Raw genomic sequence first — 17,279 nt, 5'->3', positions numbered from 1 at the left:
TTTCCAAACATGATCGTGATGCCGGCGAAATATAGGGTAAGCTCCAGCCGGGATCACGAAAAAGCCTGAATCCTTTCCGTCGATCGGTCTCGGCGGGAGTGAGGGGCGTTCGTCTTTGAAACTGTCGAAAGACGATGCCTTGTCGTGGTGCGGAAACAATTTTCGGCAAAAGCTGGGCATGCAACCAATTGCATTTGAATCGGTTTTAGGGCCATTGCCGTGGCGGTGACGCCGCTGAGTGCCCGCTTACGGAATTTTCAATGAATATTCAGACGAATCCAGCACAAATCGAAAAGACTAGCGCGAGCTTCCCGCCCATCACGGAAGAACCGATAAGATCCATTTTCCTGCCGGAGGAACGCCTTCGGCTGCTCGGTGAAAGCCTGGCCAAGGGCGATCTCGCGGATCTGTTCGGCCTGACGCCATTCGATTTCCAGGCCCGCATCCGCGACAGCGCCAAGAAGATCCTCGAAGTCTACCGTTCGACCAACGCCGCGCAGGCGAGGGGCGAGACCATCACGCCCGCGGCGCAATGGCTGCTCGACAACAACTATCTGGTCGAGGAAACCATTTTCCAGGTCAAGCGCGACCTGCCGCGCCGCTTCTATCGTCAACTGCCGACGCTGAAGCTGCCGGACGGCGGCGGCGTGCCGCGCGCGCTGGCGCTGGCCTGGACTTATGTGGCGCATTCCGACAGTTCCGTCTCCGCGACCATGTTCAAGGCCATCGTCCAGGGCTTCCAGTCGGTCGAGCCGCTGAAGATCGGCGAACTCTGGGCGCTGCCGTCGCTGTTGCGCTTCGTTCTGATCGAAAATCTTCGCCGCCTTGCGGTCAGGGTCAACCGCACCCGGCAGATGCGCCAGATCGCCAATGATGTCGCCGACAAGGTGCTGGCGACCGACGATACCCGGGACCGGCAAGCGATCCTGGCCAATTTCAGCGCGCACGCCCAGGACACCACCTTTGCCACGCAACTGCTCTACCGCTTGCGCGACGGCTCGCAGAATGCAGGCAAGGCGCTGGAGTGGCTGGAAGGCGAACTCGAGAAGACCGGCTCGGACGCCGAGGAAATCATCATTTCCGAGCATCATACGCTGTCCAGCGGCAATGTGACGACCGGCAACATCATACGCGGCCTGCGGCTCATCAACGATATCGACTGGACGGTGTGGTTCGAGGGCGTCAGCCGTATCGACACGGTGCTGCGCGAGCGCACCGACTTCGCCGCGCTCGATTTCTTCTCGCGTGACCAGTACCGGACCGCGATCGAAGAGCTGGCCCGCCGCTCGAATCTGTCGGAATATCGCGTCGCCGAAAAGGCGATCGAACTGGCCGGCCAGATCACCAACGAAATTGCATCCGCCGCCCACGGCGCAGATGGCCTTGCGGCTCCTTTAGCGCACACGGATGTCGGTTTTTTCCTTGTCGGGCCACGCCGGCTGGAGCTGGAAAAGGCGATCGGCTACCGACCGACCGTCAGTCAGACCGTCAAGCGCACCTTTGCCAAGACCGGATGGCTGGGCATCGTCCTGCCGGTCTTTGCGCTGACCGTGCTGCTGCTGGTGGTTTCCGGCAATGCCCTTGCCAATCTCGGCCTGTCTGTGCCTTCGATCGTCTTGATGCTGGCGCTGTTTGCCGTGCCGGCCAGCGAAGGCGCGCTCGCTTTCTTCAATACCGTTGTCTCGCTGTTCCTCAAGCCGACGCGCCTTATCGGCTATGACTACAGGCACGGCGTGCCGTCCGAGGCACGCACGCTGGTGGTGGTGCCGTCGCTGATCGGCTCGCGCGACGATGTCGAGGAAAACATCCGCAACATCGAGGTGCATTACCTCGCCAATCTGGCGGACGAGATCCACTTCGCCCTGCTGTCGGACTGGCCCGACAGCAAGACCGAGATCGACGCGGCCGACACCGAGATTCTCGAATTCGCCCGTGACGAGATCGCCCGCCTCAACGCCCGCTATCCCGCCGAAGGCGCGCCGCGCTTCTATCTCCTGCACCGGCGCCGGCTCTATAATGCCGCGCAGGGATGCTGGATGGGCTGGGAGCGCAAGCGCGGCAAGCTGCACGAGCTTGACCTGCTGCTGCGCGGCGACAGCGACACCACCTTCCTGCCGCTCGATGTGCCGCTGCCGGAAAAAGTCGTTCACGTAATGACGCTCGACGCCGACACGCGCACCACCCGCGATGCGGTCGCTACGCTTGTCGGCAAGCTTTGCCACCCGCTCAACCGACCGCATTTCGATGCCACCAGGCGCGTCGTCACCTCGGGCTACACGATCCTGCAGCCACGTATCACCGCTTCGCTGACCAGCGGCGACGAGGCGTCGTTCTTCCAACGGGTCTTCTCGGCCAATCGCGGCCTCGATCCTTATGTCTTTGCGGTGTCCGACCTGTACCAGGACGTCTTCGGCGACGGCTCCTTCACCGGCAAGGGCCTCTACCACGTCGATGCCTTCGAGGCCGCGTTACAGGGCCGCATCGAGGAAAACACCATCCTCAGCCACGATCTGCTCGAAGGCGCGCTGGCGCGTTCGGCGCTCGTCACCGACGTCGAACTGGTCGAGGATTACCCGACCCGCTACTCGGTCGATGCCTCGCGCCACCACCGCTGGGCACGCGGCGACTGGCAGCTCCTGGGCTTCATCCTCGATCCGCGCTCCGGCGTGCCGGCGCTGTCGCGTTGGAAGATGGTCGACAATCTGCGCCGCTCGCTGACGCCGATCTTCTGGGTGATGGCGGCGATCGCCGGCTGGACGCTGCTGCCCTTCACGCAGGCAGCACAATGGCAGGCATTGCTGATCCTCAGCCTGTTCATGGCGCCCACTTTCGACGTCGTCAACGCCATACTGCCCAAGAGCGGTGACCAGACGCCGCGCGGCCATTTCTCCGCGCTGGCGCGCGACGTGGCCTTCGGCACCGCCATGGTGGCATTGAAGATCGTGCTGATGGCGCATAACGCCTGGATGATGGGCGACGCCATCGTGCGCACGCTCTACCGGCTGTTCGTCTCCCGGCAGAACCTGCTGGAATGGCGCACCGCCTCGCAGGCGCACAAGGCCGGCGACAACGATGTCGGCTCCTACTACGGCATGATGTACGGCGCCGTGATCATCGGCTTCGTCGGCCTCGCCATTCCGGTGCTGGCCGATTCCACCGGCGCCTTCGTCGCCTTTTTCTTCGCTCTGTTCTGGATCGGCTCCCCGGCGATCGCCAGCTGGATCAGCCGTTCGGCCGAGACCGAGGACCGGCTGCGCATATCGCAGGCCGACATCCATGCGCTGCGCACGGTGGCGCGCCGCACCTGGCACTATTTCGAAACCTTCGTCACGGCCGAGCATCATCATCTGCCGCCGGACAATTTCCAGGAGAGCCCGGCGCCAGTGGTCGCGCCGCGCACCTCGCCGACCAACATCGGCGTCTATCTCCTGTCGGTCGTCTCGGCCCGCGATTTCGGCTGGATCAGCCTGTCCGATGCCATCACCCGCATCGATGCCACCATGACGACCATCGAGAGCATGCCGCGCAACCGCGGCCATCTCTTCAACTGGTACGACACCACCACACTGAAGCCGCTCTATCCGCTCTACATCTCGGCTGTCGACAGCGGCAATCTCGCCGGCCATCTGGTGGCGGTGGCGGCGGCCTGCGCCGAATGGGCCGAGGCGCCGTCCGTTCATCTCCAGGGCGATTTCGAGGGCATCCTCGACACAGTGACCATCCTCGGCGAGAGCCTGGATGAGCTGCCCGACGACCGCCGTCAGCTGCGTCCCTTGCGCCAGCGTCTGGCCGACCGCCTCGACGGCATGCGGCGCGCCGTCGACACCATCAAGGCGCAGCCGGAAATGGCCTCGATCCGCACCATCAATTTGGCTGTGCTGGCCGGCGAGATCCGCAAGCTCGCCACCGCCATCCACACCGAGGCGGCATCGCCACAGAGCGATGTCATCGTCGACTGGGCGGCCAGGCTCGAAGCCACCTGCGAGGCGCATGTCCACGACGCCCACAGCGACGACAACGCCGTAGAGGCGCTGCGTGCCAAGCTGCTCACCCTGCGCGAGCGCACGCGCCGCTTCGCCTTCGAGATGGAGTTCTCGTTCCTGATGCGGCCGGAGCGCAAGCTGCTGTCGATCGGCTACCGGGTCGAGGAGCACCAGCTCGACGAGAGCTGCTACGATCTTCTGGCCTCCGAGGCGCGGCTGACCAGCCTGTTCGCCATCGCAAAGGGCGACCTGCCGACCGAGCACTGGTTCCGGCTTGGCCGGCCGATCGTCGAGATCGGCTTCCAGGGCGCGCTGATGTCCTGGTCCGGCTCGATGTTCGAGTATCTGATGCCGCCGCTGGTGATGAAGGAACCGCAAGGTTCGATTCTCAACCAGACCAGCAAGCTGATCATCAAGCGCCAGATCCAGTATGGCCGTCAGAAGAATGTGCCCTGGGGCATTTCGGAAGCGGCCTACAATGCCCGCGACCGCGAGCTGACCTACCAGTACACCAATTTCGGCGTGCCCGGTCTCGGGCTGAAGCGCGGCCTTGGCCAGAACACGGTGATCGCGCCTTACGCCACCGTGCTGGCCGCGCAGTTCAACCCGCGCGAAGCGGTGCAGAACCTAGCGCGCCTACGGGAGCTCGGCGCGCTTGGCCGCCATGGTTACTACGACGCCGTCGATTTCACGCCGCAGCGCGTGCCGGAAGGCACCGATCACGTCGTCGTACAGAACTACATGGCCCACCATTCCGGCATGTCGATCGCGGCGGTCGCCGACGCCATTTTCGAGGGTCGCCTGCGCGACCGTTTCCACAGCGATCCGGTCATCGAGTCGGCCGAGCTTCTGCTCCAGGAGAGGGCGCCGCGCGACATCCCGACCGCGACCGTCAGGACCGAGGCGGACGAACGGGCGAAGGACGAGACCGAAACCGAGAGTCCCGACACCCGCATCGTGCTCGATCCTGTGCGGGCTCTGCGTTCGACCAATGTGATGTCGAACGGCCGCTATTCGGTGATGGTCACCGCGACAGGCTCCGGCTACAGCCGGTGGGGCGATCTGTCCGTCACGCGCTGGCAACCGGATCCGACCGAGGACCGGCTCGGCTCCTACATTTTCCTGCGCGACGCCGGCACTGGTGATTGGTGGTCGGCGACGGCGGAGCCCAAGCGCGCGGCCGAGGAGCGCACCCAGACGCTGTTCTCCGACGACAAGGCGAGCTTCGTCAAACTGGTCGGCACGCTGCGCTCCGAAGTCGAATGCATCGTCATCTCGGAAGGCAATGGCGAAGGCCGGCGCGTGACGTTGTTTAACGAGGGACCGACCGACCGCCACATCGAAGTGACCTCCTTCGCCGAGCTGGTGCTGGGCCTGGAGGTATCCGACAACGCCCATCCCGCCTTCTCGAAAATGTTCGTGGAGACCGAAATTGCCCCCAACAATGGGGCGATCTTCGCCACGCGGCGCAAGCGCGAGACCAGCGAGCCAGACGTGACGATGGTGCATTTCGTCACCGACCCGTCCGGTCCGGCGCGCGACGCCGAAGCCGAGACCGACAGGCGCGCCTTTATCGGCCGTGGCCGCACCATCGTCGACGCTGCGGCTTTCGATCCGGGCGCCCGGCTTGGCGGCCATTCCGGCTTTACCCTCGATCCGGTCGCTTCGCTGCGCCGCCAGGTGCGCGTGCCCGCCAACAAGAAGATATCGCTGACCTTCTGGACCGTCGTCGGTTCCAACCGCGCGGAGCTGGAGGAGGCCATTGCCCGGCTCGACCACCCGGAGAGCTTTGCCCGCCAGGCCATGCTCGCCTGGACGCGCAGCCAGGTGCAGACCCGGCATCTCGGCCTCAGCCTGGCCGACGCCGCCAACGTACAGAAGCTGGCGCGCTACCTGATCTATCCGGATCCATTCCTGCGCCTGCCGGCAGAATCCATCGCTTCGGGACTGGGCAAGCAGTCGAGCCTGTGGCCGACCAGCATCTCGGGCGATTTCCCGATCTTCCTGGTCAGGATCGGCGACGTCGCCGATCTCGAAATCGTCGCCCAGGCGCTCCGTTTCCAGGAGTACATGCGCACCCGTGGCATGATGATCGATTTCGTCGTCGTCAACGAACAGGCCTCCTCCTATGTGCAGGACCTGCAGCGAGCAGTCGAATCCCTGTGCGAGAACAGCCGCTTGCGCGGCAAGGAGCTCGGACCGCGCCAGCACATATTCGCCGTGCGCCGCGACCTGATGGACGAGACCACCTACAAGACGCTGCTTGCGGTTGCCCGCGTGGTTCTGCACACGCGCAACGGCACCATCTTCGATCAGATCGAGCGGGCCGAAGTGGCCGCCTTGCAGGCGCGCGATGCCCAGCAGCCGGCGGCATTGCCCGAATTGGGGCCTATGACGCATTCCTTTGGCTCGCAGGCCCTGGCGGCGGACGGGCACGGGCTCAGCCAATGGAACGGGTTCGGTGGTTTCGAGGGCGACGGGCGGCATTATGTCGTGCGCCTGGCCGGCCGCAGCACCACGCCCCAACCCTGGATCAATGTTATTTCCAATGCCTCGTTCGGCTTCCACGTCTCCGCCGAAGGCGCTGCCTTCACCTGGAGCCGCAACAGCCGCGATTACCAACTGACGCCGTGGTCGAACGATCCGGTTTCGAACCGGCCCGGTGAGGGCATCTATATCTATGATCACGCCAGTGGCCGGGCATTCTCGCCGCTCGCCGCCGTGGTGCGCGATCCGTCGATGACTTACGAGACGTGGCACGGCCAAGGGTTCTCCACCTTCCGGTCGAAGCGCGGCTCATTGTCGATGGACCTTACCCATGTCGTCGACCCTGTCGACCCGGTGAAGATTTCCCGCCTGCGCATCCAGAATACCGGCCCGGCGCCGGCCAGGCTGCGCGTCTATGCCTATGCCGAATGGGTGCTGGGCGGACATCGCTCGCGGACGGCGGCGTCCATCGTTCCGTCGCGCGATGCCGCCACCGGCGCCTTGCTGGCACAGAACCCCTACGGGCTCGATTTCGGCGAGCGTGTCGCCTTCCTCGCCGCCGATGACGGCGTGCATTCGGTGACAGCAGACCGGACCGAATTCCTGGGCCGGCACGGCACCAGCGAGTTTCCGCAGGCGGTGCTGAGCGGTGCGGGACTGTCAGGCCGCGTGGAGGCCGGCGACGATCCCTGCGCTGCAATCGCCCGCGACATCGATGTTCCGGCCGGCGGCGACGTCACGCTGTTCTGGCTGCTCGGGGACGCTGGCTCGGCCGCGGAAGCGAGCGCCCTGGTGCGCAAGCATCGGGGCAGGGATTTCGACCAGCGTCTGGCCGACAACGAGCGCGAGTGGCGCGGCTTCCTCGACACCATTCAGGTCGAAACGCCGGACAAGGCGCTCGACGCCATGGTCAACCACTGGCTGCCCTACCAGAGCCTCGCCTGCCGCATCCGCGCCCGCTCTGCCTTCTATCAGGCCAGCGGCGCCTTCGGCTTCCGCGACCAGTTGCAGGACACGCTGGCTCTGCTGGCGCACGATCCCAAACTGGCGCGAGACCAGATCCTCAACGCGGCGCGTCGGCAGTTCCCTGAAGGCGACGTGCAGCATTGGTGGCTGCCGCGCACCGGGGCGGGTGTGCGTACGCTGATCTCCGACGACGTGGTCTGGCTGGCCCATGCCACCGCGCGCTACCTGCTGGTGACGGGTGACGCCACCATCCTGAAGGAGCAGCTGCCCTTCATCGATGGACAGCCGCTCGGCGAGGGCGAGCACGATGCTTTCTTCACGCCCGAAATTTCGAAAAAGACGGCGTCCCTTTACGAGCATTGCGCGCGTGCGCTCGATCTTGCCATTGCGCGCAGCAGTCCCGCCGGGCTGCCGCTGATCCTCGGCGGCGACTGGAATGACGGCATGAACCGCGTCGGCGAGCAAGGCAAGGGCGAGAGCGTCTGGCTCGGATGGTTCCTGCTGCGGACGCTGGGCGACTTCGCCGCCGTGGCCAAGACCGAGGGTGATGCCAAGCACGCGCAGGCCTGGGCAAAGCATGCCGACGCGCTGAAACGCGCGCTGGAGAGCACGGCGTGGGACGGCGAATGGTATCGGCGCGGCAGTTTTGACGATGGCACGCCGCTCGGTTCGCGCTCATCCCAGGAGTGCAGGATCGACTCCATCGCCCAGTCCTGGAGCGTGCTCTCGGGCGAGGGCGATCCGGCGCGTTCGACGACGGCGATGCAGCAGGCGACCAAGCTGCTCGTCGACGACGAACTCAAGATCCTCAAGCTGTTCACGCCGCCCTTTTCGAAGACGAAGAAGGACCCGGGATACATCAAGAGCTACCCGCCGGGCGTTCGCGAGAATGGCGGCCAGTATACTCATGCCGCCACCTGGTTCGTCATCGCGCTGGCCGAAATGGGGCTGAACGACGAGGCCTATCGCTGCTTCTCGATGCTGAACCCGGTCAACCACGCATTGGACGAGGCCTCGGCAGAGCGCTACCGCGTCGAGCCCTACGTGGTTGCGGCCGATATCTACGCCGGCGACGGCAATGCCAGCGACAACAAGGGCGGCCGCGGTGGCTGGACGTGGTACACGGGCTCGGCGGGCTGGCTGTACCGGGCGGCGGTCGAAGGCATTCTCGGCATCGAGCGGCGTGGAAAGCAGATCACGTTTAGGCCGAAACTGCCCAGCCATTGGGATGGCTACGCCGCCACGCTCAAAATGCTGGGGGCCGAAGTCACGGTGCGTGTCGTCCGCGACAAAAAGACCAAGTCGATCTCGCTTGAAGTTGATGGTTCGAAGACGAAATCCGCGTCTTTCCAACCGAAGGCTGGTAGCAAGGTCGAAGTCGTCGTGAAGATACCTTCGTAAAATCAACAGCTTCAACCCTGTCCCGCGCATTCTCCGGAATGCGCGGGATAGTCTTTTGTCTATTTGCAGATCTCCGCTTCGGCAGCCGGCGGATCCGGTCGGGCCATGCCGGGCAAGATCGCCGTGATTAAAAATGTGGCAGCGCTCAGCGGCTGCCATGATTTTGCCGCAAGGCTGACATTTCACCTTTTATCTCAACCCGTTAGGTGATCACGTGAGATTTCGCATCGTCGTCATCTTTTGTTCGCTAAACGGGAACGGAAGGGATAGACGGGCATTGTTTTGCAACGCGTTAACCGATACGTGTCAAGAAATGGTGCGGTGCACAATAAATGTTTTGGCGGAGTAGCTGAAGTGTCCCTTCTGCAAATCTACTGGCGAGCGCTCGGTTATTTGGCAGCTGACAGGAAACGCGTAGCGCTGATCTGCTCAGCCAATGTCGCGCTGGCCATCATCGCCATCCTGGAGCCGATCATGTTCGGTCGCGTGATCGACGCGATTTCCGCACACGGCTCCGTCTTTTCGACCCTCGCCCTCTGGGCCGGCCTGGGCGCCTTTAACATCATCGCGTTCGTTCTTGTGGCGCGCGGCGCCGACCGCTTCGCCCACGCCCGGCGCAGCGAAGTGCTCTGCGACTCCTTCGAGCGCGTCATCACCATGCCGCTCGCCTGGCATCATCAGCGCGGCACGTCCAATTCCCTGCACACGCTGCTGCGTGCCGTGGAGACCTTGTTTAGTCTCTGGCTCGAATTCATGCGCCAGCATCTGTCCACGGCCGTCGCGTTGTTCCTGCTGATCCCGACCGCGCTCAGCATGGACGTGCGCATGTCGATGGTGCTGCTGGCTCTCGGCGTGCTCTATGTCGGCATCGGCCGGCTGGTGATGAAGCGGACCAAGGCAGGCCAGGCCGCCGTGGAGCGCCACTATCACACCGTATTCGCCCATGTGACGGACTCGGTCAGCAACGTCGCCGTTTTGCAGAGCTACAACCGCCTCGGCCATGAGGCCGATACGCTGCGCCGCTACGTCAAGAACCTGCTCGATGCGCAGAACCCTGTGCTCGACTGGTGGGCCATGGCCAATGCGCTGCATCGTCTGTCGTCGACGATTTCGATGATGGTGGTGCTTTTGATCGGCGCCTATCTGGTCACCCACGGCCAGCTGCGCATCGGCGACGTCATCGCCTTCACCGGTTTTGCAACGCTGCTGATCGCCCGTCTCGACCAGATGTCGGCATTCGCCAACCAGATTTCGGAGGCCCGCGCCAAGCTCGAGGATTTCTACCATCTCGAGGACTCGGCGGCCGACGCCGCCGAACCGGACGGGCTGCGCGATCTCACGAACGTCACCGGCCATGTCCGCTTCGAGAATGTCGGCTTCGAATTCGCCAATTCGGGGCAGGGCATCCACGACGTCTCCTTCGAGGTCCAGGCGGGCCAGACCGTAGCCATCGTTGGGCCGACCGGCGCCGGCAAGACCACGCTCATCAATCTGTTGCAGCGCGTCTTCTCGCCGTCCACCGGCCGTATCCTGATCGACGGCATCGACACCCGCACCGTGACCCGCAAGTCGCTGCGCCATTCGATCGCCACCGTGTTCCAGGATGCGGGCCTGCTCAACCGCTCGATCGAGGACAACATCCGCGTCGGCCGCTCCGATGCGACCAACGACGAGATCCATGCCGCCGCCAACGCGGCTGCCGCACAGGACTTCATCCTGGCCAAGAGCAATGGCTACGACACGGTAGTCGGCGAACGCGGCGGCCAGTTGTCTGGCGGCGAGCGCCAGCGCATCGCCATTGCCCGCGCCGTGTTGAAGGATGCTCCGATCCTGGTGCTGGATGAGGCGACCAGCGCCCTCGACGTCGAGACAGAAGACCGCGTCAAGGAAGCGATCGACGAATTGCGCCGCGACCGCACCACCTTCATCATCGCCCACCGCCTGACTACCGTCCGCGACGCCGATCTGGTCGTGTTCATGGACAAGGGCAGGGTGGTCGAAATGGGTGGCTTCGCCGAGCTGTCGCTGCGCAACGGCCGTTTCGCCAGCCTGCTGCGCGCCGGCGGCCTGCTCAACGACGAAGAGGTCCGCCGCCTCAGCCGCTCGATACAGGGCGAGGCCGCCTGAGCGGGTTCTTTTACCTCCCCCCGTGGGAGGTCGGACCGAAGGTCCGGTCGGGGAGCGCCGCCGTCCTCACCCCGCTGCTTCGCAGCAACCCCCCCAAGGGGAGGTGACAAGGCCTGCGACACTCCCTCGATTGCCCCAGACGCATAGCCGGGCTATTTAAAGCGGCATGAGCGACAGCACTTCACGCCTGAGCGGCTGGACCGATCTTGCCAACCCGACACGGTTCGTGGCGCTTGCCGACCGGGTGGTGCCGTGGCTGGCGACGATTGCGGCGCTGACCCTTGCCGCCGGCCTCTATATGAGCTTCACCGCGCCCGAGGACTTCCAGCAAGGTATCACCGTCCGCATCATGTACATCCATGTGCCTTTCGCCTGGTTGGCCATGATGTGCTACATGCTGATGGCGCTCTCGGCGCTCGGCACATTGGTCTGGCGCCATCCGCTGGCCGATGTCGCACTGAAATCGGCGGCCCCCATAGGTGCCGTCTTCACCGCGCTGGCGCTGGTCACCGGTTCGATTTGGGGCAAGCCGATGTGGGGCACCTGGTGGGTGTGGGACGCGCGGCTGACTTCGGTTTTCGTGCTGTTCCTGATGTATCTCGGCATCATCGCGCTGACCCGCGCGCTCGATGATGCCGGCCGCGCCGCCTGGGCCGCCGCCATCATCACGCTGGTCGGCTTCATCAACATCCCGATCATAAAATTCTCGGTCGATTGGTGGAACACGCTGCATCAGCCGGCCTCGGTGTTCCGCATGGGCGGATCGACCATCGACCCCTCGATGCTATGGCCGCTGCTGGTGATGGCCATCGGCTTCACGGTGCTGTTCTTCGCGCTGCACCTGATGGCGATGCGTACCGAAATCCACCGGCGGCGGGTGATTGCGATGCGCAGGGTCGCGGCCCGGCAGGCTGAGCGTCAGCCGGCTTGAATCACCCGCGCCTGGCCAAAGAAGTCATCCCATCCGCCCACGTGCGGCCACCGGCAGGGTTTCCAGCACCGTCTCGCCGTCGATCAAATTGACCTCATTGAACAGGTTGGTGACGACGCAGCAATGGTCGGGCACCACGCGCACGCGCTCGCCGATGCGAAGCTTGCCATCGCCTGAGAGCGTGACCGTGCCGTGTTCCTCGCTCAGGCCCGTCACCCGCGCTCCCGCAACGCCGAGCAGCTCGCCGAAATCGGCGAGCCCCAGCGTATCGCTCGACAGCGCCTTGCTGCCGGCGTCGAGGATGGCACGCGTCCGGGTCGGATGGCTGACCACGGTCGACAGCACGCTCAGCGCGCAATCGTCGAGGCTGCCGACGCCCTTGGCGACCTGGTAGCGGTCGAGATAGATGTAGGTGCCGGGGCGGTATTCGGTGACGACGCTGTCTTCGCCCGAGCGCCACATGTCGGGCGTGCCGCCGCTGGAGATGCGCGCGCAGGCGAGACCGCAGGCGGCCAGCGCCTGCCTGGCGCCGGCGAGCCAGGCCTCGGCCTCCGCCGCACGGCCCGCGGCCGGATAGGTCATCAGCCCGCCGAAGGCGAGGCCCTTTGCCGTCTCGATCTGTCTTGCCAGGCCAACCGCTTCACCGGCCGTCTGCACGCCGCAGCGCCCCATGCCAGTGTCGCATTCGACCAGCACCGGCAGGGGATGGCCGGCATCGGTGAAGGTGGCGGCCAAGCCTTCGATCGTCTCCACGCTGTCCGCCGTCACCGATAGGGTAACGCGCCCATGCAGCGCCTTCAGCCGCTCCAGCTTGGCCCGGCCAAGGATGTTGTAGGGGAGAAAAATGTCGGTCAGCCCGGCATCGGCCATCACCTCGGCCTCGCCGATCTTCTGGCAGGTGATGCCGACCGCGCCCGCCGCCACCTGCTTCTTCGCCCAATAGGGCAGCTTATGCGTCTTGATGTGGGGCCTGAGCTTCAACCCGTGACGGTCGGCATGCGCCTGCGCGCGGGCAATATTGGCTTCGGCGCGCGCGGCGTCGATCAGGATCGATGGCGTATCGAGGTCGTGAATGGTCGGCATCATCTGTCACCCTGTGGAATCCGCAGGGGTTATGGCCCTGAAAGTGCCTTGTGTCACCCGGCCAGCCGAGCGGATCCGTGGTTCCATGCGGCCACGCCGCAAGCCGGGATCGGGCAATACGGATCGACACCGCATCGGCGTTCGGCTATGCGATTTGTCGGAAAAGTCGACACGAGGACCACGATCATGAAACGCTCCGCCATCAACGACATCATCCGCGAAGCCGACGCTTTCATCCGCTCGTTCGGTTACATCATGCCGCCCTTCGCCTATTGGTCGCCGGAAGAGATGAAGGCGCGCCAGGTCGATTCCTCTGCGATCTTCACCTCACGGCTCGGCTGGGACATCACCGACTACGGCCAGGAAAAGTTCAAGGAGCTTGGCCTGTTCCTGTTCACAGTGCGCAACGGCCGCTACGAGGACATGAAGAAGGGCATGGGCATGCTCTATGCCGAGAAGATCATGATCTCGCGCAAGGACCAGCTGTCGCCGATGCACCGCCACAACATCAAGGCCGAGGACATCATCAACCGTGGCGGCGGCAAGCTGGTGCTGGAACTGTTCATGCACGATCGCGACGGCGGCATCGATCCCAAGGCCGAGGTGTCGGTGCCTGTCGACGGAACCATCCACCGGTTGCCGGCGGGCGGGCTGCTGAAGCTCGATCCGGGCCAGAGCGTCACGCTGCTTCCCGGCGTCTGGCATGCGTTCTGGGCCGAAGGCAAGGACGTGCTGATCGGCGAGGTGTCGACCGTCAATGACGATCTCACCGACAACGTTTTTCGCGAGCCGATCGGCCGCTTCTCCAACGTCGACGAGGACGTCGCCCCGCTGCACCTGCTGGTGTCCGACTATGAGAAGTGGCTGGGGTAAATCAGCCGTGAATTGAGGCACCGGGCGGCTGACGGTCAAGGCTGGCAGCCTCGATGGCAGCAGCCAAGTCGAAAGTGAGTCGCCCCCGGTTGCCGCTACGGCGATCCCTGGTCGATCGATCCCACCGCTTCGCCGGTGAAGATGACCTTCGTGTCTTCGTGCACTTCGGAGGCGAGGTCTTCGGCGTCCCAATTGGTCAGCCTGATGCAGCCATGCGAGAAGGTTTTCCCGATCTTGCTCGGGTCCGGAGTCCCGTGAATGCCGTAACTTTCGATGGACAAATCAATCCACACCGATCCCACCGGATTGTTTGGCCCGGCGGCGATCGTGAAGGGGCGCTTGGTCCTGACCCCCTTGAAGGCGAAGTCGGGATCGTAGTGATAGGTGGGGTTGTGCACCACGCGTTTGACCTCTGCCTGGCCGCTCGGCGCCGGCTTCTCCTGGCTGCCGATCGAGGCGGGGTACACCGCAAGCACTTTGCCGGACGGGTCGAGCACGCGAAGCTGGCGCGCGCCCTTGTCGACCTCGACCTCAGCAACACCCGCGGGCGGATCGCCTCGGGTGACGGCAGGCACCAGCACCTTTTGCCCGGCCTTCCTGAAGCCGACGCCAGGGTTGAGCCGTTGAAGCAACTGTTGGCTGACGTGGAAGCGCTCCGCTATTTTTTCCGCCGCGTTGTGGTAGCCGAGCCTGCGCAGGCGGGCCATTTTCTCCATGCGCGCCGGAATTCGCCTGGTAAACGGTCCGCGCACATCCTTGCGCGTCAGCTCGTACGTCTCGAGCGCCGGGCTCGGGGAGGTCGCGACCAGCTTGTCCCAGGTCTGGCGGGTGAGCTTACCATCGGCGGGCAGCCCGTTGGCCGCCTGAAACGCCCGGACCGCCTTGGCGAAGTTCTCTGCTGCGCGGCCGTCGATCAGGCCCGGCGAGAAGCGCGCGCGATCCAGAAGGATCTGTGCCTTCAGCACGGTCGCATTGACGCCTTTTGCTTCGCTGTCGTCGAATTGCGCGTTGTTGACGGCTGCGACGTCCAGCTTTGCCGCCGCCGATACGTCACATGCCATGGCGAGCACGACAGCCGCGACGAGAAGGAGCCTGGTCATCGACGTCACACTCCTGCATGAGCACCTGCTTCTATGACGTTGCAGGGCCGATCTGGTTCCATTCCCCCCTGCATTTGAGCCGCGATCACCGACCGCCAGTATGAGGAATACGGATCGGGACGTCCGGCGGTCGCGCGGATGCATGTGATGATAGACTTAACGGCAAGAACTCGGCGCCGGCTGCACGCTCGTCCTGCACAGGCATGACGAGCTGATTGGTACATCCGTCTTGGCCAACCTTGCTTGCAGCGCCGGCAACGCCTCGCTTCGCCGCGCCGTGTCAGGCATTCCACCAGCCCGTGCAGCGCCTATGGCAACGCCGGGCTCACCCGCACCGGTGTCGAACGCCATTAACTGCCAGACCTGCCCTTGTTTTGTTTGCGGGCATAGACGACGCATGCGTCGACGGCGCTGACACACAGCCCATCGCGGCGGTTTGGAAGGTTGTTATCGCCCGCATAGGCGACCTCAGCCACACGGCCATCGACGATGCGAACCTGTGTGTTGCAATAACCTCCCGGAGCGACATTCAACGACCCGCCGACGGAAGGGATGGGGCCTACCGCGAAGGTAGGAAGCACGACATTGACATTGCCCCGCTGCACCGCGCGCTCGTAGCTCCAGATTTGCCCCGATGCTCCTTCGTCGGCGGTGGCGGTGGGGAACCCCGCGCACATTCGCAGGTCCGCTTCGCTGAGACCGACCATTTCCTTTTGGGCGGCCGCCGTCGTGGGATCCTCTTTCGCAAGCTTGGACGTATCGTCGGGAACGACGCAGGACCAGAGCGTGACCGTGCCGGTGAGAAGAAACAGGATAGCCGGTAGTCGAATCCCGCAAGACGCCAAAACCGCTCTCCGATCTGCTGGATTGTTCGCCCGCCCTTCACCGAGGTAAGAGGCCGCCCCAATATTTCAACCCGTGATCGGGCTGCCTGTTCGATCGCGAGACGGGCGAATCAGGCCGGTTGGTCTGGTGCGGACGGTGAGAATGAAGCTGGCTGGGGAACCTGGATTCGAACCAGGACTAACGGAGTCAGAGTCCGTGGGTCTACCGTTAACCTATTCCCCAGCAGGCGTGACTATCACGACAAACGTGAAAACCGCGCGGGTCGAGCGGGCGAACCGCTGTGAGCGCTGCCTTGTAGCCGCCAGCAGAAAATAGTCAAGCCTGCCGGTGTTTCAATTGTGATGTTTCGGCGCGGCTTTTCAATTGCCTGTCCGCCCGAACTGCGAGCGCTCGAAATAGAGCACGATGCCCAGGCCCAGAAACAGCGGGACGATGAGATAAAACAGCCGGAATACCAGCAGGGCCGCCAGCACGCCCACGGGGTCCATGTCGGAGAGCCCGGCCAGGAACACCACCTCGAACACGCCCAGCCCACCCGGCGCGTGCGAGATCTGCGCGATCGAGAAGGAGACGAGGAACACGCCGAGCACCACGAAATAGCCGGGGTTATGGGTCCCGGGGAGGGCAAAGAAGATGATCGCGGCTGCCGCCAGGAGTTCGATCGGGCCGATCAGTAATTGTCGCGCCACGATCGGCAGGGCCGGATAGTGAATCTGAAAGCTGCCGATCTTCAGCGGCCGCAGATGCAGCCAGCTGCCGAAGATATAGGCGGCGACGACGGCAAGCATGACGATGCCCGCAGCCCGCGACAGGCCGTGATGGGCTATGCCGGAGAAGCGGTCGATGATCTGCGGTTCGAGCACCAGAACGAGGCCGGAGGCAAGTACCGTCGACAGCACGAAGGTAATCCAGCAGATCGCCACCAGCACGCCGACGTCCTGTCCGCTCAATCCCCTCGTGCCATAGGCGCGATAACGGATGACGGCGCCCGAAAACACCGAGCCGCCGATATTGTGCGACAGCGCGTAGGTGGTGAAGGAGCACAGCGTGACGAACAGCCACGACACGCGTTTGCCGATATGCAGGAGCGCGATGTGGTCGTAGCCGGCGAGCGAGGCGTAGGCGACAACCGAGCTCAGCCCCGCGAGGATCCAGCCGCGGGCCGGGATCGCCGCAATACCGTCCCAGACATCATCCAGCGAAATGCCGCGCAATTCGTGCCAGAGCAGCAGGAGCGAGAAAATCACCGCCCCGACGCCGACGACCGGCCAGAAATAGCGTCTCCAGTTCATTGCCTGACTGCCATGCGTTGCGGGCCCGTTGCCTTCGCTGTCATTGCGGGAAAGCGGTCGGCGATTCCGATCGCTTTGCCCCGTCTATTTCAGAGATGCCTCATCGAAGCCGGCTATTCAACCGCCGGCCCTTGCCGCCATGGCAAGCCGCAATCGTTATCGTCGTCGAGAGGCGGAAAATCGACAGCCG

Annotated in this window: 8 protein-coding genes and 1 tRNA gene; 4 read left to right on the top strand and 5 right to left on the bottom strand. The window is 64.1% G+C overall.

Annotation, left to right across the window (positions count from 1 at the left end; translation table 11 throughout):
* Positions 1-260 precede the first annotated feature (260 nt).
* The 3 genes from FJ949_RS06075 to FJ949_RS06065 all read left to right on the top strand — a co-directional run bounded on the left by FJ949_RS06075 (position 261) and on the right by FJ949_RS06065 (position 11,895).
* Positions 261-8,837, top strand: a complete 8,577-nt coding sequence (locus FJ949_RS06075) for a glucoamylase family protein (protein ID WP_140494135.1) — start codon at positions 261-263, stop codon at positions 8,835-8,837.
* A 354-nt stretch (positions 8,838-9,191) separates the two neighbouring features.
* A complete protein-coding gene (locus FJ949_RS06070) occupies positions 9,192-10,964 on the top strand; it encodes a glucan ABC transporter ATP-binding protein/ permease (protein ID WP_140494133.1) in 1,773 nt (590 codons plus the stop codon).
* Positions 10,965-11,130: 166 nt separating this feature from the next.
* Positions 11,131-11,895 carry a heme ABC transporter permease gene (locus tag FJ949_RS06065; RefSeq protein WP_140494131.1) on the top strand — a complete coding sequence of 255 codons (765 nt, stop codon included), beginning with the start codon at positions 11,131-11,133 and terminating at the stop codon, positions 11,893-11,895.
* A 24-nt stretch (positions 11,896-11,919) separates the two neighbouring features.
* Here FJ949_RS06065 and FJ949_RS06060 read toward each other — a convergent pair whose 3' ends face one another.
* Positions 11,920-12,978, bottom strand: a complete 1,059-nt coding sequence (locus tag FJ949_RS06060; RefSeq protein ID WP_181172067.1) for a D-TA family PLP-dependent enzyme — start codon at positions 12,976-12,978, stop codon at positions 11,920-11,922.
* Between the two features lie 186 nt (positions 12,979-13,164).
* On the opposite strand from FJ949_RS06060, the gene FJ949_RS06055 reads away from it, so the two are divergent.
* A complete protein-coding gene (locus FJ949_RS06055) occupies positions 13,165-13,851 on the top strand; it encodes a D-lyxose/D-mannose family sugar isomerase (protein WP_140494127.1) in 687 nt (228 codons plus the stop codon).
* A gap of 95 nt (positions 13,852-13,946) precedes the next feature.
* Here FJ949_RS06055 and FJ949_RS06050 read toward each other — a convergent pair whose 3' ends face one another.
* The 4 genes from FJ949_RS06050 to FJ949_RS06035 form a co-directional block, all read right to left on the bottom strand.
* On the bottom strand, positions 13,947-14,951 hold the full coding sequence (locus FJ949_RS06050; RefSeq protein ID WP_140495010.1) for a L,D-transpeptidase: 1,005 nt from the start codon (positions 14,949-14,951) through the stop codon (positions 13,947-13,949).
* 350 nt (positions 14,952-15,301) lie between these two features.
* Entirely contained in the window at positions 15,302-15,796 is a 495-nt protein-coding gene (locus FJ949_RS06045) for a hypothetical protein (RefSeq protein WP_224646369.1), read from the bottom strand.
* A gap of 149 nt (positions 15,797-15,945) precedes the next feature.
* Positions 15,946-16,019, bottom strand: a tRNA-Gln gene (locus FJ949_RS06040).
* A 137-nt stretch (positions 16,020-16,156) separates the two neighbouring features.
* On the bottom strand, positions 16,157-17,089 hold the full coding sequence (locus tag FJ949_RS06035; protein WP_140494126.1) for a lysylphosphatidylglycerol synthase domain-containing protein: 933 nt from the start codon (positions 17,087-17,089) through the stop codon (positions 16,157-16,159).
* Positions 17,090-17,279 lie beyond the last annotated feature (190 nt).

Origin of the sequence: Mesorhizobium sp. B2-4-1 (genome assembly GCF_006442185.1) — a bacterium.
GTDB lineage: Bacteria > Pseudomonadota > Alphaproteobacteria > Rhizobiales > Rhizobiaceae > Mesorhizobium.
Note: the sequence above shows the minus strand (reverse complement) of the source record. Positions and strands in the feature narration are given on the sequence as shown.